Origin of the sequence: Roseiarcus fermentans, assembly GCF_003315135.1 — a bacterium.
GTDB lineage: Bacteria > Pseudomonadota > Alphaproteobacteria > Rhizobiales > Beijerinckiaceae > Roseiarcus > Roseiarcus fermentans.
Genome location: NZ_QNRK01000030.1, coordinates 24,190 through 47,983, shown reverse-complemented (window position 1 = coordinate 47,983; position 23,794 = coordinate 24,190). Strand labels below are relative to the sequence as shown.

Below are 23,794 nucleotides of genomic sequence, written 5' to 3'. Positions count from 1 at the left end.
CTCGCCGGCTTCGGCGGGCTACCTCTCGCCGGCGAGGCCGGCGCGCGGATTCCTCAGCAGTCCTTGACCGCGCCGAGCGCCGCCGGGACTGCCACAATGTGTGGAAAATGGGGAAGCGACTTCAGCGATCGCCCGCACGAAAGGCGCGGCGCCGCTCTTCGCCCTGCCTGGTTATCCTCCCGCTCGCCCTGCCATGGCGCTCGATCGCCCTCTATCGCTCAACACTCTAACATGCAAGCGCCTGCGCCGCAGGGAAGGACACGCGCTTTCCGCTCCGGCCGGCGCCGTATAACTCATATTGTAATACTATTGCTACGGCCGCCGGGTCAATCGTCTGCCGGCGGTAAGGTGGGCGGGCGCCAAGCCAAGTTGTCGCACGGCGCCGCTGGACGCTGCTGGCGGCGGGTCGCGAAAAAAAATGCCCTCTTCGCGGGAAGGCGCTCGAGATCGAGTCCTCCGGGTGCGTAATGGCGCCGGAGGGCTTCGCCGCCGCGCCCGATTGCTCGAGCCTCCGCCGTAGGGTTCGGGACGCCCGTTTTCACGGGCATGCCGCTGCGGGGCAGGCTCGGCGGTCATGAATCGCCCGGCCGCACGGCGCGCAGAACCCGCGCGAGCGCGCCGGTCGGCGCCGCCCCCGAGAGCCCGAGCCCGAGCGCCAGCGCCGGAAAATAGACCGAGACGCCGAGGCCCGCGAGCGCGGCCAGCCGGATCTCGCGCGAAAAAGCGGTGTGCGCCAGGGCGTCCGCCAGATACGCGTCGGCGAGCGTCAGCGCCAGCGCGAGGGCGCCCGAGGCGAACAGGGTGGCGGCGACGGCGCCGATGAACCGGTCGTCGGGCTCCGCCCAGCCGCGCCGGCGCGCCAGCGCATAGACGCTGCCGACCTTCAGCCACAGGCCGGCCGCGGTGCCGAGCGCGAGGCCGGGGGCGCCGAGCGGCCGGTAGAGCAGGACCTTCAGCGCGACATTGAGCGCGACCCCGGCGAGCGTCGCCTTCATCGGCGTCGCCGTGTCGCCGCGTGAGAGAAAGCTCGCGGCCACGATCCGGTCGACGAACAGCGCCGGCATGCCGAGCGAATAGGCGGCCAGCACCCCCGCCGCCTGCTGGGTGGCGCTGGCCTTGAAGGCGCCGTGCTCGAAGGCGGCGGCGATGATCAGGTCCGGAATGAGCAGGAAGACGACGACGAAGGGCGCGCCGAGCGCGAAGGTCAGCGAGGCGGCGCGGTTCTGGGCGTGCAGCGCCGCCTCGTCGTCGCCGCGGGCGACGAGCCCGGCCATTTCCCGGAGCAGGACCGAGCCGGTCGCGATCACGATCACGCCGCCCGGCAGTTGATAGAGGCGATCGGCGTAGCTGATCGCCGACAGGCCGCCGGTCGGCAACAGCGAGCCGACGATCTGATCGGCGAGCGCGCCGATCTGGTAACTCGCGGAGATGCCGATCGCCGGCCCGAGCATCCAGAAGAATTGTCGCACCTCGGGCGTCCAGCGCGGCCGCATGAGGCGCTCGAGCAGCCCGCGCCGGCGCGCGTCGGCCATGGCGATGGCGAGTTGCGTCGCCCCCGAGGCGAGAAAGCCCCAGCTCGCCATGCTCGCGACGCCCGGCGAGAGCTTCGGAAACCACGCCGCCCAGGCGAGGAAGGCGATCATGCACAGGTTGGCCGCAGCGGGCGCGGCCGCCGGCACGCTCCAGGAATTGTTGGCGTTGAGCGTGCCCTGGTGCAGCGCGAACACCGCGATGAAGGCGATGTAGGGGAACATGATCCGCGACATCGCCACCGCGGCCGCGAATTTTTGCGGCTCGCGCACGAAGCCGGGGGACGTCAACTCCACCAGCAGCGGCATGTCGAGATAGACGAGGGCGAGCAGGACGACCTGCGAGAGGATCAGCAGGGTGAACACCTGGCTGGCGAACTGGCCGGCGTGCTCGGGGCCCTTCGTCTCCAGAACCCGCGTGTAGGTCGGCAGGTAGGCGGCGTTGAACGAGCCCTCGCCGAAGATCTGGCGGAACTGGTTGGGCAGCTTGATCGCCGCGACATAGGCGTCGTTGAGGGCGCCGCCGCCGAGCAGCGCCGCCAGCGCCATGTCGCGGACGAAGCCGGTCAGGCGCGAGACGACCGTCCAGCCGCCGACGGAGAAGATATTGCGGACCATGCGCGACATGGCGCAGGGCTTTAGACGGTTTCTGCGGTTACGCCAAAGCGGCCGCCGCGGCGGCCGAAAGCGGAGGGCCTCGGCCCTCCGCCGCTCGGCTCATCGGCAGGGCGGCTCGCCGGGGCCGCCGCAGGCGCGCTCCTTGCCTTCCGGGCGTGGCGGCTTGCGTTCGGCGGCCGCGGGCTCGCCTTTCGGCGCCCCGCCCGGCCCCGCCTCGGGCCGCGGGCGCTCGCCGCCCGGCCCCGCCTCGGGTCGCGGGCGCTCGCCGCCCGGCGCCGGGACGGCCGCGGCGGGCTTCGGCGGCTCCGGCTTCGCTTCGGGCTTCGGCGCGGGCGGCTTTGCGCCGCCCTCGCGCTCGACCGGGACGCCGGGCGCCTTGTCTGGCGCCGGCTTCGCAAGCGCCGGCGTTTCGGTCTTGACCGGCTTTTCGCCGAGCGGCGTCTGGGCCGGGGCGCCGGGCTTTTCGCCCGGGGCGAGGCGCTGCGGTTCGCCGGGCGCGAGCGTCGCTCCCGCCGGCGTCTTGCGTTCGAGGCCCGGGACGCTCTCCGGCGGCTTCTCGCCCGGGGCGAGCCGCTGCGGTTCGCCGGGCGCGCCGGGCGCGATCGCGGCGGAGCCCGCCGCCGTCGCCGGCATGACGCCCGGGCCCTTCAGCTCGCCTGGACGCGCGGTCGCCGCCACCGCGGGCTTGCCCTGGTTGGCCGAATGGAACTGCATCGGATCCATGCTGGCCGCACGCGCATGGGCGAGCTGAACCGGCGTCGGCCGGATGTGCTCTTCGGTGGTCAGGCGCGCCTGCTCCGGGGTGGGTCTCAGCGCGATGCCTCCGGGACCGCCGTTGAAGCTGGCGCGTCCCGCGCCGGGCGCGACCGGGACCGGCTGGGTGTAGACGTTGGTGACGTGGACGCCGCCGAAATTGTTGACGGTCGTGTTGTAGACGAAGCGATTCGCTTCCCACCGCCCGCCTTCGTAGCCGAGGCCGTTGTAACCGAAGCCGTAATTCACGCCGCCGTAGAAGCCGACGTGCGGACCCCAGTAACCCTGATGGAACAGATAGACGCCGCCGACGAACGCCCAGTATCCCGGCGTCCACAGCACGTTCGGCCGCGGCGGCGGCGCCCACACGCCCGGCACCCAATAATAGTCGGAGTTGTTCCAGGCCCAGTAGCCCGGCGTCCACACATGGCCCGGCGCGGGCAGCGGCGGCTGCTCGTACACGGGCAGGGGCGGCGGCGGCTCCTCGGCCTCGATCACCGGCCCAGGCGCGAAACCGTCGGTCGTGGGACAGGCGCAGGTCTGTGCGAAGGCGGGCAGGGCGAGGATCGGCGTCGCGACGCCCATCAGCAGAATCGCCAGCCCCGGTTGCAAGAAACGCATCGCGTCTTCCTTTCCGTCGTTGCAAGGACGAAGTTCGACATCGCCCAGTCTCCGTCCGCCACGCGGACGGTCATCGTCCGACGCCCGCTGCGAAGCCTTGGCGTCGATCGCGATTCTGGAGCTTCCGACTGACGGCTATACGATCACGCGCGGCCTGAACGGCGCTTGAACGCCGTTAGCGGCTTGACGTTCCTTTGCGACGCCAATGTGGCCGGCGGTAGACAGCGGCGCCGCCCGTCAGGCAGCGGGCTTCGGCCGCGAGGGCCCGAGCCAGCCGGGCGCCCGGGTCGCGCGCCTGCGGGCGCGATCGCCGCCGCTCATAGCCCGACGCCGCGCAGGAGCCGCGGCGCCTCGCCGCCCGCGCCGCCCGCCTCGATGATGAACCGCTCCTTGAGCCACGGCGCGCGGTCGACCAGCCTGAGGCCGAGGTCGCGGACGAACCGCAGCGGACCGATATCGTTGGAAAACAGGCGGTTCATCAGGTCCATGCCCATGCCGCTGGCGGCTGCGTCGAAGCGGCGCGCCCTCTGGTAGGCTTCGAGCCCGCCCGCCGCGCCCGGGTCGAGGCCGAGCCGCATCGCCGCGACGACCGTCTCGGCCAGCGCCGCGACGTCGCGCAGGCCCAGATTCAGCCCCTGGCCGGCGATCGGGTGGACAACGTGCGCCGCATCGCCCACCAGCGCCAGCCGGTCGCCAACGAACCGGCGCGCCACCTGGAAGCGGAACGGGAACGCCTCGACCCGCGAGGCGAGCGCAATCTCACCCAGCGTCGGGGTGAAGCGCAGCGCGAGTTGGCGCAGGAAGTCGTCGGGGTCGAGGGCCAGAAGCGCGCGCGCGTCGGCGCGCCGTTCGTTCCAGACGATGCTCGATCGCCGGCCGGGCAGGGGCAGAATGGCGAACGGGCCGGCGGGGAGGAAGTGCTGCCGCGCCTCTCCCTCGTGATCGTATTCGTGCGCGATCGTCGCGACGATGCCGGACTGGTCGTAATCCCAGCCGTAGGCCGGAATCTCGGCGAGCGTCCTCAGCTTCGAGCGCGCGCCGTCGGCGGCGACGGCGAGGCGGGCGCGCACGGAGCGCCCGTCGGCGAGCCCGATGTCGGCGACGCGCGCGGCCGGCCGAAAACCGGCGACGGCGCCCGCTATGGTCACGACGCCGAGCGCCCGGCACAGCTCCGAGAGCGCCGCGACCACGTCGTCGTTGAACGCCATGTGGGCGAGCGGGCCGGATTCGGTTGCCTCGAAGCCGAGATGGGGCAGGCGGACGGCGTCGTGCACGCCGCCGTCCATGATCGTCATCTTGACGATGGCCTGCGCCTTGGGCTCGATCGCGTCCCAGGCGCCGACGGTCTCCAGAAGCCGTCGCGGCCCCTCGGCGATCGCGACGGTGCGCAGCGGCGGCCGGGACGCGTCGCGCGGCGGCGCCGGATCGATCACCGCCACCGCGATCCCTTCGCCCAGCGCCTGCTTCAACGCCGCGGCGAGGGCGAGCCCCGACGCCGCCGCGCCGGCGATGACGAGGTCGAAAACGGGCAGGGATTCGGTCACGGGGCGAACTCCTCGAGGGGAGGTCCTTTTCTGACGTTTGCGCGGGAGGCGCAACGCCGGCGTCGCAGCCACGCCCGTGGCGGGCGGCGATGGCCGGAGCGTTTCACCCGACCCGACCCGACCGGGGCCGAGTCTCTGGTCGCGTCCGCGCTACCCCGCCGCCTCCTCGACGCGCACCTCGTAGCCCCACAGCCAGCGGATGTGGCGCAGCGTCGCGTCCTTGCCGATGTCGGCGAGACCGACGCCGTTGCGCCGGGTCAGTCTCAGCACCAGCGGGCGGTCGCCGATCAGGTCTCCGTCCACCACCTGGAGGTCGGGCTCGTTGGCCGCCACGTCGTAGCTGTCGGCCAGCGTCGAGCGCACCCGGCGATAGCCCTCGGCGTCGTGGATCGCCTGCACCCGCACCTTGGAATCGTTGGCCTTGTCGGCGAGCGCGAACATGCGGAACTGGCGGATCAGGCGCGGCGAGAGGAACTGGCGGACGAACGATTCGTCGCGGTAGTTCGCCCACACGTCGCGCAGCACCGCCGGCCAGTCGCTGCGCCCGGCGATGTCGGGGAACCACGCGCGGTCCTCGTCGGTCGGCGTTTCGCAAATCCGCCGGATGTCCTGCATCATGGCGAAGCCGAGCGCGTAGGGGTTGAAGCCCGAGAAGCGCGGGTCCGTGTAGTCGAACTGGGCGACGACGTTGGCGTGGCTCATCAAAATTTCGAGCAGCGCGCCCTCCGAGATCAGCCCCTTGTCGTACAGCCGGTTGACGATGGTGTAGTGGACGAAGGTGGCGCAGCCTTCGTTCATCAGCTTCGTCTGGCGCTGGGGATAGAAATATTGCGCGACGTTGCGCACGATGCGCAGCAGCTCGCGCTGCCAGACGCGCAGCTTCGGGCTGTTCTTCTCCAGGAAATAGAGCAGGTTCTCCTCGGGCAGGCGGAGGTTGCGCTTGCGTTCGCGCGCGTCCTCGTCGAGGGCGCCGGGCGCCTCCTCGGCGGGCTTGGCGCCGGGAACGGTCCGCCACAGGTCGCGGTACTCGTGCGCCTCGCGCTCGAGCCGCTCGCGCCGCACCCGCTCGTATTCGGCGAGACTGAGCTTGCGCGCCCTCGGATAGCGGAACACGCCCTGGCCCATCAGGGCGTGCGCGGCGTCGATCGTCCGCTCGACCGCCTCGACGCCGTAGCGCTCCTCGCAGGAGGCGACGTAGCGCTTGGCGAAGTCGAGGTAGTCGAGGATGCCGGTCGGGTCGGTCCACTGCTGGAACAGGTAATTCGACTTGAAGAAATGATTGTGGCCAAAGGCGGCGTGGGCGATGACCAGCGTCTGCATGGCCATCGTGTTCTCCTCCATGCAATAGCTGATGCACGGATTGGAGTTGATCACGATCTCGTAGGCGAGCGCGGTGTAGCCCTTGCGGTACAACGCCTCGTCGCGGGCGAAGCGCTTGCCGTAGGACCAGTGCGCGTACATCAGCGGCATGCCGACCGAGGAATACGCGTCGAGCATCTGCTCGGCCGAGATGATCTCGATCTGGTTGGGGAAGAGATCGAGGCCGAGCTCGTCGCGGGCGATCGTCTCGATCGCGTCGTAGACGCGGCGGACGGTCTGAAAGTCCCATTCGGCGCCGTCGAACAGCAGCCGGCCTCCGGGATGAAGGGCGTGGGTCGCTTCCAGTGACGCGGTCATGGCGCTGCTCCCTTGGCGGCGGGCTTCGAGAAGAGCTTGCGGAACACGGGATAGATGTCGGAGCGGCCGGCGACCCGCGCCATGGCGAAGTTCGGCGCGGCCTCCTTGAGGCCGGCGTAGGCGCGCCACAGCTCCTTGCCGCCGAAGTCGCGCGGGCTGTCCTCGTCGGCGATCTCGATATAGGCGTAGTACTGCGCCAGCGGCAGGATCGCCTGCATCAGCAGCGCCACGCATTCGCGCGAATCGCTGCCCGAATTGTCGCCGTCGGAGGCCTGCGCGCAATAGACGTTCCAGTCGGCGACCGGATAGCGCGCCTCGCGGATCGTCAGCATCTCCTTCAGCGCCGTGCTGACCACCGTGCCGCCGGTCTCGCGGCCGTAGAAGAACTCCTGCTCGTCGACCTCCGCCGCTTCGTCGGTATGGCGGATGAACACGATGTCGACCCGCTCGTACTTCCGCTTCAGGAACAGGTGCAGGAGGATGAAGAACCGCTTGGCCAGCTCCTTCTCGCGCTCGCCCATCGAGGCCGAGACGTCCATCAGGCAGAACATCACCGCTTTGGCGCGCGGAACCAGGACCGGCGAGAACCGGCTGTAGCGCACGTCGATCGGATCGATGAACGGAATGGCGCGCTGCCGGCGCTTCAGCCGCTCGATCTCGCGCACGAGATGGACGATGCGCTGGCGCTCGGCGACGTCGGAGCCGGGCTGGGCGCGCAACGCCTCGAGCTCCTCCTCGAGCTTCTGGACTTCGCCGGCGGTGGGGCGGCGCAGCGCGAGCCGCCGCCCCATGCTGACGCGCATCGTGCGCAACACCGCCAGATTCGGCGTCGTGCCGTCGCTCGAAAAGCCAGCGCGGCGGTATTCCTTCGCCTTGGCGTCCCGCAGCGAGGTCTTGACCAGATCGGGCAGCTCGAGGTCCTCGAACAAAATGTCGAGGAACTCGGCTTCGGTGAGGGCGAAGGAGAACGGATCTTCGCCGCGGCCGGAGCCAGCCTCGCGCCCGCCGCCGCCTCCGCCGCCCTTTTTCGGCTTGTCGATGGTGTCGCCGGCGACGAACTCCTTGTTGCCCGGCAGGACGAACTCGCGCTCGCCGCTTTCGCGCGAGAGATGGAACTGCGGCTCGTCGATGCCGTCGGACGGGATCGACACCGAGCCGCCCTTGGCCACGTCGGCGATCGACCGCTCCGCCACCGCCTTGTCGACCGCGCGCTTGACCTCGGAGCGTACGCGACGAAGGAAGCGCTGTCGGTTGCCCAGGCTCTTGTCGCGCGGATTGAGACGGCGGTCGACGAATTGGGCCATGCCCGTTCCTTCTCTGCTGCCTACCCGGCCTTGTTGACGCGCATATACCACTCCACCAGCCGGCGCACCTGCCGCTCCGTGTAGCCGCGCGCCTTCATCCGGTCGAGGAAATCGGCGTGCTGTTTCTCGGTCTTGGAATCCTGCTTGGCGCCGAAGCTGATGACCGGCAGAAGCTCCTCGACCTGACTGAACATACGCTTCTCGATTACCTCGCGGATCTTCTCGTAGGAGGTCCACGATGGATTTCGGCCCTGGTTGGCGGCCCGCGAGCGCAGGGCGAATTTAACAATCTCGTTGCGGAAGTCTTTCGGATTGGCGATCCCGGCCGGTTTTTCGGTCTTGGAAAGCTCCGAATCGAGCACGTGGCGGTCGAACACCTGGCCGGTGTCGGGGTCCTTGTAGTCCTGTTCCTCGATCCACGCGTCGGCATAGGCGATGTAGCGGTCGAACAGGTTCTGCCCGTATTCGCTGTAGGATTCGATGTAGGCCTTCTGGATCTCGCGGCCGATGAACTCGGCGTAGCGCGGCGCGAGCACCGACTTGATGTGGTCGAGGTAGCGGCTCTCCACGTCCTTGGGATATTGCTCGCGCTTGATCGCCTGCTCGAGGATGTACATCAGGTGGACCGGGTCGGCGGCCACCTCCTCGTTGTCGAAGTTGAACGTCTCCGACAGCACCTTGAAGGCGAACCGGGTCGAGACGCCGCTCATGCCCTCGGCCACCCCGGCTGCGTCGCGGTATTCCTGCAGGGACTTCGCCTTCGGATCGGTGTCCTTCAGGCTTTCGCCATTATAGACCCGCAGCTTGGAATAGAGCGAAGAGTTCTCGTGGTCCCTGAGCCGGGTCAAAATGCAAAAGCGGGCAAGGAATTCGAGCACTTCCGGCGCGCACGAGGCGTGCGCGAGCTCGCTGTTCTCAAGCAGCTTGGCGTAAATTTTGGCTTCTTCGTCCACCCTGAGGCAGTAGGGGACCTTGACGACGCAGATGCGGTCGAGGAACGCCTCGTTGTTCTTGTTGTTCTTGAACTGCTCCCATTCCGATTCGTTGGAATGGGCGAGCACGATGCCCTGGAAGGGCAGGGCGCCGAGGTTCTCGGTGCCGGCGTAGTTGCCTTCCTGGGTGGCGGTGAGCAGCGGGTGCAGCACCTTGATCGGCGCCTTGAACATTTCCACGAATTCGAGCAGCCCCTGCGTCGTGCGGTTGAGGCCGCCGGAATAGCTGTAGGCGTCCGGGTCGTGCTGCGAGAAATGCTCGAGCTTGCGGATGTCGACCTTGCCGACCAAAGTCGAGATGTCCTGGTTGTTCTCGTCGCCCGGCTCGGTCTTGGCGACGCCGATCTGCCGCAGCTTGGACGGATAGAGCTTGACGACGGAAAAGCGCGAGATGTCGCCGTCGAACTGATCCATGCGCTTGGCCGCCCAGGGCGAGCAGATGCCGGTCAGGCGCCGCTGCGGGATGCCGTAGCGGCTTTCCAGCGCCGCGCCCATGGCGTCGGGGCGGAACAGGCCCAGCGGCGATTCGAACACCGGGCTCATCTCGTCGTCGGCGGCGAGCACGTAGATCGGCTGCGTCTCCATCAGCGCCTTCAGGCGTTCGGCGAGCGACGACTTGCCGCCGCCGACCGGACCGAGGAGGTAGAGAATCTGTTTGCGCTCCTCGAGACCCTGCGCAGCATGCTGGAAGTAGCTGACCACGCGCTGGATCGTGTCCTCCATGCCGAAGAAGCCGGTCATCGAGGGGTAGAGCTTGATGGTGCGGTTGAGAAAGATGCGGCCGAGGCGCTGGTCCTTCGAGGTGTCGACCACCACCGGCTCGCCGATCGCCGCGATCATGCGCTCGGCCGCCGAGGCCATCATCGCCGGATTGCTGCGGCACCCTTCGAGGTAGTCGTTGAGGCTCATCGCCTCGCGCCGCTCGCGCGCATAGGCCGAGGAGAACAAGTCGCGGATGTCGCGGCCCGCGGCGTTGGATTCCGATCCCGAAAGTACAAAACCGGCGTTCGGGCTCATGGCGCGTCTCCAATAAACTCGGGCTCCGATCACGCCCCTTTTCGAGGGTGAGTCGGAAAGGTTAACCGACAGTGTACGCGTGTTTCGAACTGAGACAAACGGCAAGGCGACTTGGGCGCGCGCCCCGACCCGCGGCGTCGTGTGTTCGGGACCAAGTGTGTCGACCCAACTTCGCCCTCGAGCGGCATTCGTGTTCTCTCGCCCCGATTCCGCTTCCGACCCGGCCCGTCGCGTCCTGCCGACGAGGGGTCCCGATCATCCGGCCTCTCGGCCGGCGCCGCGATCTCGCCGCCCGTCGCCGGCGCGGCGCCCCGCCGGTCGAAACGACCGCCCGGGTCATGAAACGCCGCAACTGCGGCAAACGATCCGACGCAAGTTCGGCGCCGGAGCGCGTCGCAGGCAACTTTCATCAGGTTTGGTGAAAAGCGGCCCCGCCGCGCCGCGACTTCTTACGCTGGCCCACGAAACGAGCAAAAGTGCGGCGAGCGCAGGCGGTCGCGGCGCAGGCGCCCAAGATTTTCGCACAGCCGCCTGTCGAAATGGCGGCGAGGGCTGCCGGCGGAGAGCCGGCGGGAAACGGCGGCGCGGGCTCGCGGCGGCGCGGGCCATCCGATTGACGGCGATCGGGGTTGCCTCGACAATCGCGCGTCATCGGGGAGGGAAGCGAGCGTGCCGCAACAGTTCACCTACCGCGTTCCGGACGAGGACATCGCCGACCTGGCGGCCCGGCTGGGGCGGATGCGGCTTCCCGACCCGGCGCCCGGCGACCCCTGGGCCTACGGAACGAGCGTCGACGCGGTGCGCGCGCTCGCGGACTATTGGCGCGACGGCTTCGACTGGCGGGTCGAGGAGGCGCGGCTGAACGCCTTCCCGCAATTCAGGATCGCGCGGCCGGACTGCGACCTCCATTTCCTGCACGTTCCCGGCAAGGGTCCAGCCCCCATGCCGCTGCTCCTGATGCACGGCTGGCCGGGCTCCGTGTTCGAGTTCCTGGACCTCATTCCGCGGTTGACCGACCCGGCGCGCTTCGGCGGCGATCCGGCCGACGCCTTCACCGTCGTCGCGCCGTCGCTGCCAGGTTACGGCCTGTCGTTCCGGCCGGGGCAGACCCGGTTCGGCGTCGAGGAGATCGCCGACATTCTGGCTGATCTGATGAGCGGCACGCTCGGCTACCCGCGCTTCGCCGTGCAGGGCGGCGACTGGGGAGCCATCGCCGCGGCTCGGATGGGCGCGGTCCACGCGGACCGGCTGATCGGCCTCCACGTCAACATGCTGTTCGTCCGTCGCGATCCAGCGGCCTTCGTGGACCCGACGCCCGAGGAGCGCGTCTTCATCGACGAACTGACCCATTTTCTGAACGAGGAGACCGGCTACCAGTGGATCCAGGGCACGCGGCCGCAGACCCTGAGCTTCGCGCTCACCGACTCGCCCGTCGGGCTCGCCGCCTGGATTCTGGAGAAGTTCCGCGCCTGGTCGGATTGCGGCGGCGACGTCGAGAGCGCCCTCTCGCGCGACCGGATGCTGGCCAACATCAGCTTTTACTGGTTCACCCGCGCGATCGGCTCGTCGTTCTATCCCTACTGGTTCCGCCGCCATCGGCCGTGGCCGATTCCCGACAGCGGCGTCACGGCGCCCACCGGCTACGCCGCCTTTCCGCGCGAGATTCTCAAGCCGCCGCGCTCGATCGCGGACAAGACCTTCACCGACATCCGCCGCTGGACGGAGATGGCGAAGGGCGGCCATTTCGCCGCGATGGAGCAGCCCGAGGCCCTGGCCGAGGACGTGCGGGCGTTCTTCCGGGAGTTGAGGCGGTAGGGGCCGTGGGCGGGAGGGGAGGCGCAGCTTCGCTCCGCTCGAGAGCTTGAAAAGGCGCAGCTGCGGGAGTAAATTGGCGCTGTGACCGCCGTCGCTTTCGATACCCTGAAGCTCGCCACCGCTCTGCGCGACAAGGCGAAGCTTACCCAGGAGCAGGCAAAGGGCTTTGCGACGGCGATGGCCGACGCCATGCAGGATGGGCTTGCGACCAAAGCCGACCTCGCTACCGTCAGGTCCGACCTCGCTGCGGTAGCGTCCGACCTCGCGGCTACCGAGGCCCGTCTCCTGCGCGAGATCGAAGCGACAAAGTCCGATATCCTGAAGTGGGTGTTTGGCGCGATCGGCTTTCAGACCGTGATCGTCGTCGGCGCCATCATCGGCCTCGTGCGGTTCGCGCACGCGGGCTGACCGCCCAGTCCGTGCGCCGGGATCGCGCTGTCCCGACCCGCCGGCCTCGGCCGGGGCGCCTTCGGCGGCGCGAGCATGATCGATCTCGGGCCGCGCGTTCGTTGCCAGCCAGCCGGCGTCGGGGCATGATGGCGTCGAAGAGGTTGTGAACGTCACGAGCTCGCCGATGTCCGATTCCGCCCGCATTGTCCTCGACCCGCAGGTTCTCGCCGGCAAGCCGGTGGTGCGCGGGACCCGGCTGTCGGTCGAGTTCGTGGTCGGCCTGCTCGCCGAGGGCTGGAGCGAAAGCGAAATTCTGGACAATTTCCCCGCGCTCGAGACCGCCGACATTCGCGCCTGTCTCGCCTATGCGCGCGATCGACTGGCGTCGGAGAAGACCTTTCCGACTGCGGCATGAATGCGCTTTCTGGCCGACGAGAATTTTCCGGCGAGCGCGGTGGAACCAAGATTGCGATCCATATAGGCTCATCCAGGAGTCCATTCATTGAGAAATTGCGTGGGGAGCATGGAGAAAATGGAGCTTGGCAATTGGAGTTGGCTTGAGGTCTCCAAGCTTATTGTTGGAGCCGCAACGCCATTCACGATAGCTATTGGAGGCATTTTTATCCATAGGATAACGAAAAAATTCGAACACCTGCAGTGGAGAAGTCAAAAGCTTATAGAAAAGAGGCTGGTCATTTTTGACGAAATGGTTCCGATATTCAATCGCTTGCTATGTTATTATACGTATGTTGGCGCGTGGAGAGATTGTGATCCGCTACAAATTGTCGAACTGAAACGAACACTTGATAGCAAAATCTACATATATTCGCCATTGTTTAGTGACGAATTTTTTCGAGCTTGCATTAGCTTTCAAGATTTGTGTTTCGAAACTTATCAAGGATGGGGTGTTGATGCCAAACTTAAAACCCAGTTCGGAAGACGACAACAGAGCCGCTCCGGCGATTGGAAAGTCGAATGGTCCGAGCATTTTAGCAATGAGGTAACGGATCCAACAAAAATCAAGACTGCGTATGAACGGGTTATGAAGGCTTTTGCCGAGGATATCGGCATTTACTCTCCGTTCACGGTTCCGCAGTCTGGGCGACTGCCGAGCAGCATCCATTAATTCGGCGACACTCTCGTCTGGGTGAGGCCGTTCAAAGCGTCCTTCAACCCGTGGTCCCTCCGCCTCCCTCCCGCTCGGCGAGCAGCCGCGCGATGTGGGCGCGCAGGTCCGGCACGCCTTCGCCGTCGCGCGAGGAAGTGAAGATCACCTCGGGATAGGCCGCGGCGTGCTTTCTCAGCGCCTCGAGCGTCGCTTCGACGCGCGCCGCCTGATCGGCAAGCTTCACCTCGTCGCGCTTGGTCAGCACCACCGCATAGGACACGGCGGAGGCGTCGAGCAGCTTCATCGTCTCGTGGTCGCTGTCCTTGAGCCCGTGACGGCCGTCGACGAGCACGAACACGCGCATCAGCGAGGGCCGGCCGCGCAGATAGTCGCGCACGAGCTTGCCCCAGGACGCCGACTTCTCCTTCGACACGGCGGCGTAGCCGTAGCCCGGCATGTCGACCAGCGTCGCCCGGCCGGCGAGGTCGAAGAAGATCAGTTCCTGCGTGCGGCCCGGCGTGTTGGAGGTGCGGGCGAGCGCGTTGCGGCCGGTCAGCGCGTTGACCAGCGACGACTTTCCGACGTTCGAGCGGCCGGCGAAGGCGATCTCGGGCGCGCCCACCGGCGGCAGGCCGTCGGAACGCGCCGCCGCGTAGAAGAAGTCGCACGGGCCGGCGAACAGCTTTCGCCCCGCCTCGATCCAGTCGGGTCCGGCGTCGAGAGGGTTCACCACGAAGGCTGCCAAGAAGCACGAAGTCGACCTTCGTGTCCCTTCGCGGTGAAAAACGCCTCACTCACGACGTCTTCGCCGGCGGCGTCTTGGCAGGCGTCGCGGTCGCCGCGGTGTCCGTCTTGAAGCCGAACATCTTCTTGACGTTGTCGAACAGCTCCACCTTCACCCCGGCCCGCTTCATGATCAGCGACTGCTGCGCGATCGTCAGCGTGTTGTTCCAGGTCCAGTAGATGACCAGGCCGGCGGGGAACGTGCCGAGCATGAAGGTGAAGATCACCGGCATCCAGGCGAACATCGACTTCTGCACCGGATCGGCCGGCTCCGGATTCATCTTCATCTGGAAGAACATCGACACGCCCATGATCAGCGGCCAGATGCCGAGCGCGAGGAAGTGCCCGAACACCGGCAGCGCCGTCGGATTCCACGGGATCAGGCCGAACAGGGTGAAGATGTTGGTCGGGTCGGGGGCGCTCAGGTCTTTGATCCAGCCGAAGAACGGCGCATGCCGCATCTCGATGGTGATGAAAATGACCTTGTAGAGCGCGAAGAACACCGGGATCTGGATCACCATCGGCAGGCAGCCGGCGACCGGATTGACCCCTTCCTTCTTGAACAGCTCCATCTGCGCCTGCTGCTGCTTCATCTTGTCGTCGGGATAGGTGTCCTTCAGCGCGGCGATCTGCGGCTGGATCTTCTTCATCTTCGCCATCGACTGGAACGAGCGGTTGGCGAGCGGGAAGAAGGCGAGCTTGACCAGCACCGTCACGATCAGGATCGCGACGCCGAAATTACCCACGAACTTGTAGATGATGTCGATCAGCAGGAACAGCGGCTTGGTGATGAAGTAGAACCAGCCCCAGTCGATCATCAGGTCGAACTTCTTGATGCCGAGCTTGGTCCCGTAATTGTCGATCGTGCTGACTTCCTTGGCCCCGGCGAAGACGCGGGTGGTGGTCGCGACGGTCTGGCCGGGCGCGACGACCTTCTCGGGGCCGACGAAATCGGCCTGGTAGTCGACCGGCTGGACCGTCCCGGACGCCGTGAAGCGGGCGTCGATCGGCTCGACCTGATCGGGAATGATCGCCGTGCCCCAATATTTGTCGGTGAAGCCGAGCCAGCCGCCCGCTCCGGACCAGGTGTCGGTCCGGTTGGTCGCCTTCTCGATGTTGGGGTAGGTGACCTCCTGCACGCCGCCGTCGCCGATCACCCCGACGAAGCCCTCGTGCAGCACCGAATAGCCCGAGACGGTCGGCTTGCCGTGGCGAAGCACCATGCCGTAGGGCCTGACCGTCGCCGGGGCGGCGCCGGTGTTCTCGACCGAATCGGCGACCGTGAACATGTACTTGTCGTCGATCGAGATCACCCGCCTGAAGACGAGGCCTTCGCCGTTGTCCCAGGTGAGCGTCACCGGCTGGCTCGGCGTCAGGGTCTTGCCGTCGGAGGTCCAGAGCGTGTCGAGCGTCGGCGTCTTGACGCTTCCCGCGCCGACGTAGCCGGTGGTCGTCCAGTAGGCGTCCGGCGCGCCGCTCGGCGACAGCAGGCGGATCAGCGGGCTCTGCTTGCTGATCGTCTCGCGGTAGTCCTTGAGCACGAGGTCGTCGAGCTTGCCGCCCCTGAGGTCGATCGAGCCGGCGACGCTCGGCGTGTCGATGGCGACGCGCGGATTGTCGGCGAGCGCCTGCGGCACGTTCTTGACGGTCGCGTCCACGCCAGGCGCGGGCGCGCCGCCGGGCGGCGAAACGCCCACCTCCTTGACGGCGCCGGTCGCTGCGGCGGCCGGCGTTTGCTGCGCGGCCTGGGTCTGCTCCTGCAGCTGCGCCTGATGCTGTTTCTGATAGAGCGGGCCGGCGTAGAAATACTGCCAGGCGGCCATCACCAGCACGGACAGGGCGATGGCGAGAAAGAGATTCCTCGTGTCCTCGGAGTTCATGGTCGCCTGATCTTGCCTTTGGGCGGTGTTGCGGCGGCCGAACGGCGGCCGTCCTTGTCATTGCGCCCGACGGCGCGGAAGGCGCGGCGCAGGTCGTCGACCAGCGCCGCGAACGGCCGAGCCAGCGCCTCGCGCCGGGCGACCAGCACGTAATCGCAATCGGCGCGCGCCGCCAGAGGCCCGGCGCCGGCGAGAGCGGCCTTGAGCCGACGGCGGATGCGGTTGCGTACGACCGCGTTGCCGACTTTCTTGGTCACGGTGAACCCGACCCGGGCGGCTTCCGGCAGGGCGTCGCCGGGGCGCTCGGCGCCCTGCAGCGTGAACGCGTCGAAAGTCCTGCGCCGGCCGCGGCTCACACGCTGGAACTCGGCGCGCCGTTTCAGGCGCCCGAGGTCTCGGCCGAGGGACGCCGCAGCGTCCTGATCCTGAGGGTTCGGCTCCATCCGCGGCGCCGCGTGGGGCAGGAGAGGAAGGTCGCGCTCGGCGCGGCCGGGTCCCGGCCGCTCGCGAAGACTCAGGCCGACAGCTTCTTGCGGCCGCGCGCGCGGCGGGCGTTCAGCACCTTGCGGCCGCCCACCGTCGCCATGCGGGCGCGGAAGCCGTGGCGGCGCTTGCGAACGAGCTTCGAGGGTTGGTAGGTCCGCTTCACGATCGTGTCTCCGAATAGGCCCCGCGCGGAACACGCGCGCCCGGCGCCGTCGCCCCAGAACCGGGCGGCGAGCCGGGAAAAAAGTTGCGGCGCTCGCGCGCCGCTTCAGGTGGCGGGCTTATGCCGCGAGGGGCGCCGGAAGTCAATCGAGCGCGCGCCGCGCAGGCGGGCGCCGCGGCGACCGGGAAGCCGCGACGCCGCCGGCTTTCCCGCCGCTCGATCTTGCCGGCGCGCTCGCCGGTCGCGGGCCTGGACACGTCGGGAGCGCAGGAAGCGCATTCCAGGGGTCGCCGCCAATTCGCGCGGAGGGCGCGCGGATCCCACGCCGAGCGCGCCGAGTTCGACTTCAATCCCGAGCGGTGGTATAATACAGATGGTCGCTTTGCTTTCCCACGACAACCGTTCGCCGTCGACCCATCGCAAGATCTGCAGCATCGGGAGTTGCGACATTGAAGACAGCGCCCTGCGGCTTAGCCGCTAACGGAGCCAAGGAAACCATCGATCGCTGGCTCGGACGTCTCTCCGGGGCGGCGCTCGCCCTGGGCCTGACGCTCGCTTGGTCGAGCGCGGCGTCCGCGCAGTGCGCGGCGTATCACGCCGCCTCCGGCCCCGGATCGGTCGGGACGGCCTCGTCGGGCGGCGGCGTGCATGCCGCCTCGACCCACGTCTCGACGAGCCCGCCCTCCTGCTCCGCCGGCGGCATGAAATCGACCGCCGCTTCCCCGCGTCCGGCGGCTCGAAGCGCGGCCAATCCCGGCGTCGGCCATCGCCGGGTTCACGCCACCGCCGTCCTGAAAGGCTCCGTGGGCGCGAAGAAGCCCAACAACTCGTGACGGCTGCTGCGCGCCCGCCTCATTTGCGGCCGTCACGATCGCGCCGGTGACGTCGCTCGTCGTCGAGGCGACCGCGAACGCGCGGCCGATCGCGGCGCGGGGCGGGATCCATCGGGCGGACGTCGTCGGCCCCCTCTGGGCGACTGGCGACAGTCCCTGCTCCAGCCCATCCGGCAGGGCTACGGGGCCGGCTTCACCAGCTCCAGGCAGTCCCGTCGTCCCTCGTCGAGGCAGCGAGCGATCTCCCGCTGCCGCTCGATGGCGGTGAAGGCCCAGTAGCCGAGCGCCGCGATCACGACGACCGCGATCAGCGCAGCCAGATTGGCCCGGTTCGGCCCCGCGGGCTCGCGCGGACCCCCTGGCGGCGGCGTCACGCGATCAGGCCCGTCGCCTTGCGGTCGATGTGTCCGAGCGCCGAGAGCGCCTTGGCGACAATGCCCTTGGCGTCGAGCCCGGCGGCGGCGTACATGCGGTCTGGCTTGTCGTGGTCCTGGTAGCGGTCGGGCAAGGTCAGCGTGCGGACCTTGAGGTCGCTGTCGAGCGCGCCCGCATCGGCGAGCAGGCTCAGCACATGGGCGCCGAAACCGCCGACGGCCCCTTCCTCGACCGTGATCAGCAGTTCGTGGTTCGCCGCGAGCGCGAGGATCAACTCGCGGTCCAGAGGCTTGGCGAAGCGCGCGTCGGCGACGGTGGTCGAGAGCCCACGGGCCGCGAGTTCTTCGGCCGCCTTCATCGCCTCGGCGAGCCGCGTCCCCAGGCTCAGGATCGCGATGCGCGAGCCCTCGCGCACGATGCGGCCCTTGCCGATCGGCAGCGCAATCCCGCGTTCCGGCAGTTCGACGCCGACGCCGTCGCCGCGCGGGTAGCGCAGCGCGCTCGGGCCGGCGTCGTAGGCCGCAGCGGTCGCGACCATGTGGACGAGCTCGGCCTCGTCGGCCGCCGCCATCACCACCATGTTGGGCAGGCAGGCGAGTGCGGCGACGTCGAAGGCGCCGGCGTGGGTCGGGCCGTCCGCGCCGACGAGGCCGGCGCGGTCGATGGCGAAGCGGACCGGCAGCTTCTGCAGCGCGACGTCATGCACGACCTGGTCGTAGGCGCGCTGCAGGAAGGTCGAGTAGATGGCGCAGAACGGCTTGAAGCCCTCGGCCGCGAGGCCGGCGGAAAAGGTGACGGCGTGCTGCTCGGCGATGCCGACGTCGAACACCCGCTTGGGATAGACTTCGGCCATGATGTCGACGCCGGTGCCCTGGGGCATGGCGGCGGTGACGGCGACGATTCTGTCGTCGCGCTTCGCCTCCGCGAGCAGCGCTTCGCCGAACACCTTGGTGTAGGCGGGCGCGTTGCTCTTGGGCTTGGACTGCGCGCCGGTGATCACGTCGAAAGCCGAAACGCCGTGGTACTTGTCGTCGGCGGCCTCGGCCGGCGCGTAGCCCTTGCCCTTCTTGGTCACGACGTGGACCAGAACCGGCCCGCCGGGCATGTCGCGCACGTTCCTGAGGATCGGCAGCAGGTGGTCGAGGTTGTGGCCGTCGAGCGGGCCGACATAATAGAAGCCGAGCTCCTCGAACAGCGTCCCGCCGGTGAAGAAGCCGCGGCCGAATTCCTCGGTGCGCTCCACCTTGTCGTAGAGAAATTTCGGCAGCCGCCCGGCGAACTGCTTGGCGACGTCGCGCAGCGAGCGGTAGGTCTGGCTGGTCACGAGACGGGCGAGATAAGACGACATGGCGCCGGTCGGCGGGGCGATCGACATGTCGTTGTCGTTGAGAATGACGATCAGCCGGGAGCCCGTGGCGCCGGCGTTGTTCATCGCCTCGTAGGCCATGCCGGCGGACATCGCCCCGTCGCCGATGACCGCCACGACGGTGTTGGTCCGGCGGGCGAGGTCGCGCGCCACCGCCATGCCGAGGCCGGCCGAGATCGAGGTCGACGAGTGGCCGGCGCCGAAGGCGTCGTATTCGCTCTCCGCGCGCTTGGTGAATCCCGACAGCCCGCCGCCCTGGCGCAGGGTGCGGATGCGGGCCCGGCGCCCGGTCAGGATCTTGTGCGGGTAAGCCTGATGGCCGACGTCCCAGATCAGCCGGTCGCGCGGCGTGTCGAACACGTAATGCAGCGCGACGGTCAGTTCGATCACGCCGAGGCCGGCGCCGAGATGGCCGCCGGTCACGGAAACGGCGCTGACCGTCTCGGCGCGCAATTCCTCGGCGACCCTGACGAGATCGCTCTCGGGCAGCGCCCGCAGATCGGCGGGGGACGCGATCGCGTCCAGAAGCGGTGTGACTGGTTTCGACACGATCTATCCCCTACGGGCGGCGCGCTTTCTTCGTCGCGCACAAAAAACGGATGGTTACACCGAACCCGCGCCCGGCGCCAGTTCTCGCGCAGGCGGTTGAAAAGCGCCGCGAAGCGCTCGTGTTCCGACGCCTCGCCGCCCGGGGCGCGCCGCCCGCCCGGCGACCGTCAGGAGCGGTCGAGACGGCGACGCGTCTCAAGCGTCGTCACGGCGCCGGCGCCGGGTGAGGGCGCGCGCCGCCAGCGGAGCGATCGCGAGCAGGCAGAGCAGGGCGGTAGTTCGGGCCGTGAGGAGATCGGCGGGACTCGTGACCGCGCCGAGCTCTGCGCCCGCCAGACCATAGATCGATGCGAGCGGCAGCACGCCCACGGCGGTGATCGCGGCGAAGGCGCCGGTCGGCATCGGGCTGAGGCCGGCGGCGACATTCACCAGCGCGAAGGGCAGGACGGGGATCAGGCGCGCCGCCAGCAGCGCGGCCGCGCCGTCGGCGCCGGCCGCGGCCCCGAGGCGCGCGCGCAGGGCCGGCCACCGCCGCTCGACACGATCGCGAAACAGGTGGCGGGCGAGCAGCATGGCGACGGTCGCCGCCGCGGCGGCCGAGGCGACGGCCAGCGGAACGCCGAGCCACGGCCCGAACAGGGCGCCCGCGGCGAGGCCCATGAACCACGCCGCCGGAACCGCGAGCGCGGCGAGCGCGACATAGGCGAGCAGAAACCCGGCGGCCGCGGCGGCCGGGTGAAGGGCCGCGAACGCCTTCGCGGCGGCGAGAGACGGGCCCGCGGCCGGAACGCCGAGGCGCCAGGCGATCAGCGCCAGGACGCAGGCGACCCCCAACGCGCCGACGGCCGCCCGCCTTCGCCACGTCCCGCCCGCTTCTGCGGCCACGCGGCTGGGCGGACGCGCGCGCTCCGTCCGGTCCCCTCTCGCCGTCGCGCCTTCGGAGATGCCCGCCGTCACGACAGCGTCTTGATGAATCCGGCGAGCCGCATCAGCCCCTCCGGCCAGGGCCCGTGCCCGCTTTCCGCGTCGAGGCCGCCGGCGTCGCCGGCGTCGATCAGCTCGGCGCCCCAATGTGCGGCGAGCTCCGCGGAGACCCGGTAGTCGCTGTCGGCGTGGTTGCGGCTCGCCACCACGACGCTCGGCCAGGGCAACGGCGCGCGGGGCAGGGACCAGCCGCCGCCCGCGATTCGGCCGAGTCCGGCCGGATCGGGCGGCGCGACGAGAAAGGCGCCGCGCACGTCGGCGCCCCCGAGCCCGAAGGCGGCGCTGGCGATCGCCGCCGCGCCGAGACCGTGCCCGACGAACAGAATCGGCCGGGTGGCGCCGCCGGCCGCCTCAGCGACCGCCCCGCTCCAGGCGCTGGCGTTCGGCGAGCGCGGGTCGGCGGGCATGACGATGCGGGCGGTCGAAAGCTTGGCGAGCCAGCGGCTCGGCCAGTCGTCCGGGCCGGCGCCGCCGAGGTTCGGGACAATCAGAACGTTGAAGTCGGAAATGCGCATGGGCCTCGTTTAGCAGGATTGGCGGCCCGGCGCCGAATCGGATCGAATGCGGGCGACCTGCCGACGGACAGACTCCCGTCGCTATCGGGCCGCCTCCGCGAGGCGGCGGGCGAGGACGACGCCGCCGTCGCCCTACTCCTCCAGTTCGCTGTCCCAGTACAGGTAGTCCATCCAGCTTTCGTGGAGGTAGTTCGGCGGGAACGCGCGGCCGTTCTGGTGAAGGTCGTGCACCGTCGGCTGGTACGGCTCGGTCGACGGCCACATGCGCGCCACCGAGGGCAGCATGTCCGCTTTCCTGAGGTTGCAGGCCGAGCAGGCGGCGACGACGTTCTCCCAGCTGGTCACGCCGCCCTTGGAGCGCGGAATCACGTGGTCGAACGTCAGATCCTCGCGTTCGCCGCAATACTGGCAGGTGAAGCGGTCGCGCAGGAACACGTTGAACCGGGTGAAGGCGGGGAATCGGGTCGGCTTCACGTAGCTCTTGAGGGACACGACCGAGGGCAGCCGCATCTCGAACGACGGGCTGCGGACCAGCGTGTCGTACTCGGACAGGATGTTCACCCTGTCGAGAAACACCGCCTTGATGGCGTCCTGCCAGCACCAGATCGACAGGGGATAGTAGCTCAGCGGGCGAAAGTCCGCGTTCAGCACCAGGGCCGGGCAGTTGCCCGGCGACAGCGACTGGATATGAACCGTCACGTAGACGCTCCGTTCCTCCGCATCGAACGAAGCCGGACCGCACCCGACCGCACCTTTACTCTACAGCTAGCATGACGCCCTTGTGAAGGCGCCGAAATCCGTACGCTTTCCAATCTTTTTGGCGAAGGCTCGGCGGGCGCGCCGCGAATCGCTCATTGCGCCTGCCGCTCGATCGCCTCCATGTCGGCGTCCGAAAGGCCGACATGGTGGCCGATTTCGTGGACGAGCACATGCGTGACCACCGCGTCCAGCGTGTTGTCGCCGTCGCACCAATAGTCGAGCAACGGTCTGCGGTAGAGCCAGATCATGTTGGGCATCTGCCCGGTCTCGTCGACGGCGCCGCGATCGGGAAGGCCGCGGCCGCGAAAGAGGCCGAGCAGGTCGTACTCGCTCTCCGCCCCCATCTCGTCCAGCGTCTCGTCGTCGGGAAAGTCGACGACCTGGATGACGAGGCCCTGGCACAAGGCGCGAAACCGCGCGGGCAGCCCCGCGAAGGCCGCGTCGGCCAGCGCCTCGATGTCTTCCAGGCTCGGGGCCTTGAGCGGGCCGATGGGGGAGGCGGTCATGTCGGGGCCCTCTCGGAACGCGCAGCGTCGATCGAGCGCGCGCGCGCCGCGTCGAGGCCTTCGACGAGCCGCTGCATGCGCGCCGCGAGCGCGGCGCGCACCTTGCCCGCGGCCTCGGGAAACTCGGCGAGCACGCGGCGGAACGTCTCGCGCGGAATCCGCGTCAGCACGACATCCTCGACCGCGCGGGCGTCGACCCGCCGGACGGCCGGGGCGTAGAGGGCGGTTTCGCCGATCAGCGCGCCGACCCCGACGCGCCGGGCCCGGGCGGACCCCGAGCGCGCGTCCTCCAGCACGATCGCGCCGGACTGGACGAAATAGCCGGCGTCGCCGTCGTCGCCCGCCCTGAACAGCACGTCGCCGGCGCGAAGCCGCTGCTTGACGCAGGAAAACGCCACCAGTTGCACCGCCTCGCGGGGCATCATGCTGAACGGCGGAATCCGCGCCAGCCGCGCGACGTCGGCGTCGAGGGTCACCCGGGCGGACCTCCCGCCGGGGCGACGAGCTTGTAGCCGCCGGCTTCCGTGATCAGGAGCTGCGCCTCAGCCGGATTGTGCTCGATCTTCTGCCGCAGACGGTAGATGTGGGTCTCGAGCGTATGTGTGGTGACGCTGGGGTTGTAGCCCCAGACGTGCTTCAGCAGCGCTTCGCGCGGCACCGGCTGCTCGCCGGCGCGATGCAGGAAGCGCAGGATCGCCGCCTCCTTCTCGGTCAGGCGGAGCTTGACGCCCTTGCCGTCGACGAGGTTCTTCGAGGTCGGGCGGAAGGTGTAGGGGCCGACCTGGAACTCGGCGTCCTCGCTCGCCTCGTACTGTCGGAGCTGGGCGCGGATGCGGGCGAGCAGCACGACGAAGCGGAACGGTTTTCCGACATAGTCGTTCGCGCCCGAATCGAGCCCCTCCACCGCGTCGGCGTCCGAATCGTGCGCCGTCAACATGATGATCGGGCGGCGATAGCCGTCGCGGCGCAGCAGCTTCACCGCCTCGCGGCCGTCGAGGTCGGGAAGGCCGACGTCCATGATCACGATGTCCGGGTTTTTCGCAGGCGCCGCGGCGAGCGCCGCCGCCGCGCTCGCCACCTCTTCGACTTCGAATTCGGGGTGGAGCGCGAGCTGCTCGACCAGCGCGCTGCGCAGGTCAGCGTCGTCGTCGACGATCAGGATTCGCCGCGGATGGGTCATGTCGACACTCTACCCGCTGCGCCCCCCTGCGGCTAGTGCGCTTCGGC

The 23,794-nt window shown here is 68.8% G+C and carries 23 protein-coding genes; 5 read left to right on the top strand and 18 right to left on the bottom strand.

The genetic code is table 11. The features are described 5' to 3' along the window. Positions 1–572: 572 nt before the first annotated feature. From murJ to DFR50_RS22670, 6 genes are all read right to left on the bottom strand, one after another. Positions 573–2,156 carry a murein biosynthesis integral membrane protein MurJ gene (gene murJ, locus DFR50_RS22695; RefSeq protein WP_113891550.1) on the bottom strand — a complete coding sequence of 528 codons (1,584 nt, stop codon included), beginning with the start codon at positions 2,154–2,156 and terminating at the stop codon, positions 573–575. A gap of 90 nt (positions 2,157–2,246) precedes the next feature. Then, complete coding sequence (locus DFR50_RS32635) at positions 2,247–3,521, bottom strand: YXWGXW repeat-containing protein (RefSeq protein WP_210209009.1); 1,275 nt, start codon at positions 3,519–3,521, stop codon at positions 2,247–2,249. 317 nt (positions 3,522–3,838) lie between these two features. Further along, positions 3,839–5,065 carry an FAD-dependent monooxygenase gene (locus tag DFR50_RS22685; protein ID WP_245428052.1) on the bottom strand — a complete coding sequence of 409 codons (1,227 nt, stop codon included), beginning with the start codon at positions 5,063–5,065 and terminating at the stop codon, positions 3,839–3,841. Positions 5,066–5,215: 150 nt separating this feature from the next. After that, positions 5,216–6,742: a SpoVR family protein gene (locus DFR50_RS22680; protein ID WP_113891549.1), complete on the bottom strand. Its 1,527-nt coding sequence runs from the start codon at positions 6,740–6,742 to the stop codon at positions 5,216–5,218. Then, on the bottom strand, positions 6,739–8,046 hold the full coding sequence (locus DFR50_RS22675; protein WP_113891548.1) for a YeaH/YhbH family protein: 1,308 nt from the start codon (positions 8,044–8,046) through the stop codon (positions 6,739–6,741). The genes DFR50_RS22680 and DFR50_RS22675 overlap by 4 nt, the downstream gene beginning before the upstream one ends. Positions 8,047–8,066: 20 nt before the next feature. Then, positions 8,067–10,055 (bottom strand): PrkA family serine protein kinase, encoded by a 1,989-nt coding sequence (locus DFR50_RS22670; protein ID WP_113891547.1) that lies wholly within the window; start codon positions 10,053–10,055, stop codon positions 8,067–8,069. A 669-nt stretch (positions 10,056–10,724) separates the two neighbouring features. On the opposite strand from DFR50_RS22670, the gene DFR50_RS22665 reads away from it, so the two are divergent. The 4 genes from DFR50_RS22665 to DFR50_RS31600 all read left to right on the top strand — a co-directional run bounded on the left by DFR50_RS22665 (position 10,725) and on the right by DFR50_RS31600 (position 13,386). Then, positions 10,725–11,870: an epoxide hydrolase family protein gene (locus tag DFR50_RS22665; RefSeq protein WP_210209008.1), complete on the top strand. Its 1,146-nt coding sequence runs from the start codon at positions 10,725–10,727 to the stop codon at positions 11,868–11,870. Positions 11,871–11,951: 81 nt separating this feature from the next. Further along, positions 11,952–12,278: a DUF1640 domain-containing protein gene (locus DFR50_RS22660; protein WP_113891545.1), complete on the top strand. Its 327-nt coding sequence runs from the start codon at positions 11,952–11,954 to the stop codon at positions 12,276–12,278. Between the two features lie 166 nt (positions 12,279–12,444). Next, complete coding sequence (locus DFR50_RS22655; protein ID WP_113891582.1) at positions 12,445–12,675, top strand: DUF433 domain-containing protein; 231 nt, start codon at positions 12,445–12,447, stop codon at positions 12,673–12,675. A gap of 117 nt (positions 12,676–12,792) precedes the next feature. Continuing rightward, on the top strand, positions 12,793–13,386 hold the full coding sequence (locus tag DFR50_RS31600) for a hypothetical protein (RefSeq protein WP_147262862.1): 594 nt from the start codon (positions 12,793–12,795) through the stop codon (positions 13,384–13,386). 43 nt (positions 13,387–13,429) lie between these two features. Here DFR50_RS31600 and yihA read toward each other — a convergent pair whose 3' ends face one another. The 4 genes from yihA to rpmH form a co-directional block, all read right to left on the bottom strand. Then, complete coding sequence (gene yihA, locus DFR50_RS22650) at positions 13,430–14,098, bottom strand: ribosome biogenesis GTP-binding protein YihA/YsxC (RefSeq protein WP_425376087.1); 669 nt, start codon at positions 14,096–14,098, stop codon at positions 13,430–13,432. A gap of 64 nt (positions 14,099–14,162) precedes the next feature. Further along, positions 14,163–16,031 (bottom strand): membrane protein insertase YidC, encoded by a 1,869-nt coding sequence (gene yidC / locus DFR50_RS22645; RefSeq protein ID WP_113891544.1) that lies wholly within the window; start codon positions 16,029–16,031, stop codon positions 14,163–14,165. Next, entirely contained in the window at positions 16,028–16,474 is a 447-nt protein-coding gene (gene rnpA, locus DFR50_RS22640; protein WP_113891543.1) for a ribonuclease P protein component, read from the bottom strand. The genes yidC and rnpA overlap by 4 nt, the downstream gene beginning before the upstream one ends. Positions 16,475–16,545: 71 nt before the next feature. Next, on the bottom strand, positions 16,546–16,680 hold the full coding sequence (gene rpmH / locus DFR50_RS22635) for a 50S ribosomal protein L34 (protein ID WP_113891542.1): 135 nt from the start codon (positions 16,678–16,680) through the stop codon (positions 16,546–16,548). 449 nt (positions 16,681–17,129) lie between these two features. Here rpmH and DFR50_RS31595 point away from each other — a divergent pair, with 449 nt between their 5' ends. Then, on the top strand, positions 17,130–17,513 hold the full coding sequence (locus DFR50_RS31595) for a hypothetical protein (RefSeq protein WP_147262861.1): 384 nt from the start codon (positions 17,130–17,132) through the stop codon (positions 17,511–17,513). Positions 17,514–17,692: 179 nt separating this feature from the next. Here DFR50_RS31595 and DFR50_RS22630 read toward each other — a convergent pair whose 3' ends face one another. The 8 genes from DFR50_RS22630 to DFR50_RS22595 all read right to left on the bottom strand — a co-directional run bounded on the left by DFR50_RS22630 (position 17,693) and on the right by DFR50_RS22595 (position 23,747). Next, a complete protein-coding gene (locus DFR50_RS22630; RefSeq protein WP_113891541.1) occupies positions 17,693–17,887 on the bottom strand; it encodes a hypothetical protein in 195 nt (64 codons plus the stop codon). Next, positions 17,884–19,803, bottom strand: a complete 1,920-nt coding sequence (dxs, locus tag DFR50_RS22625) for a 1-deoxy-D-xylulose-5-phosphate synthase (protein WP_113891540.1) — start codon at positions 19,801–19,803, stop codon at positions 17,884–17,886. The genes DFR50_RS22630 and dxs overlap by 4 nt, the downstream gene beginning before the upstream one ends. A gap of 195 nt (positions 19,804–19,998) precedes the next feature. Continuing rightward, positions 19,999–20,688 (bottom strand): VTT domain-containing protein, encoded by a 690-nt coding sequence (locus tag DFR50_RS22620; protein WP_147262860.1) that lies wholly within the window; start codon positions 20,686–20,688, stop codon positions 19,999–20,001. A gap of 68 nt (positions 20,689–20,756) precedes the next feature. Next, on the bottom strand, positions 20,757–21,302 hold the full coding sequence (locus tag DFR50_RS22615) for an RBBP9/YdeN family alpha/beta hydrolase (RefSeq protein ID WP_113891538.1): 546 nt from the start codon (positions 21,300–21,302) through the stop codon (positions 20,757–20,759). A gap of 132 nt (positions 21,303–21,434) precedes the next feature. After that, positions 21,435–22,001 (bottom strand): HNH endonuclease, encoded by a 567-nt coding sequence (locus DFR50_RS22610; protein WP_113891537.1) that lies wholly within the window; start codon positions 21,999–22,001, stop codon positions 21,435–21,437. Positions 22,002–22,153: 152 nt separating this feature from the next. Further along, positions 22,154–22,567 (bottom strand): metallopeptidase family protein, encoded by a 414-nt coding sequence (locus tag DFR50_RS22605; protein WP_113891536.1) that lies wholly within the window; start codon positions 22,565–22,567, stop codon positions 22,154–22,156. Next, on the bottom strand, positions 22,564–23,043 hold the full coding sequence (locus DFR50_RS22600) for a Crp/Fnr family transcriptional regulator (protein WP_113891535.1): 480 nt from the start codon (positions 23,041–23,043) through the stop codon (positions 22,564–22,566). The genes DFR50_RS22605 and DFR50_RS22600 overlap by 4 nt, the downstream gene beginning before the upstream one ends. Beyond that, positions 23,040–23,747, bottom strand: a complete 708-nt coding sequence (locus DFR50_RS22595) for a response regulator transcription factor (RefSeq protein WP_113891534.1) — start codon at positions 23,745–23,747, stop codon at positions 23,040–23,042. Before DFR50_RS22595 ends, DFR50_RS22600 begins: the two co-directional genes overlap by 4 nt. Between the last annotated feature and the right edge of the window lie 47 nt (positions 23,748–23,794).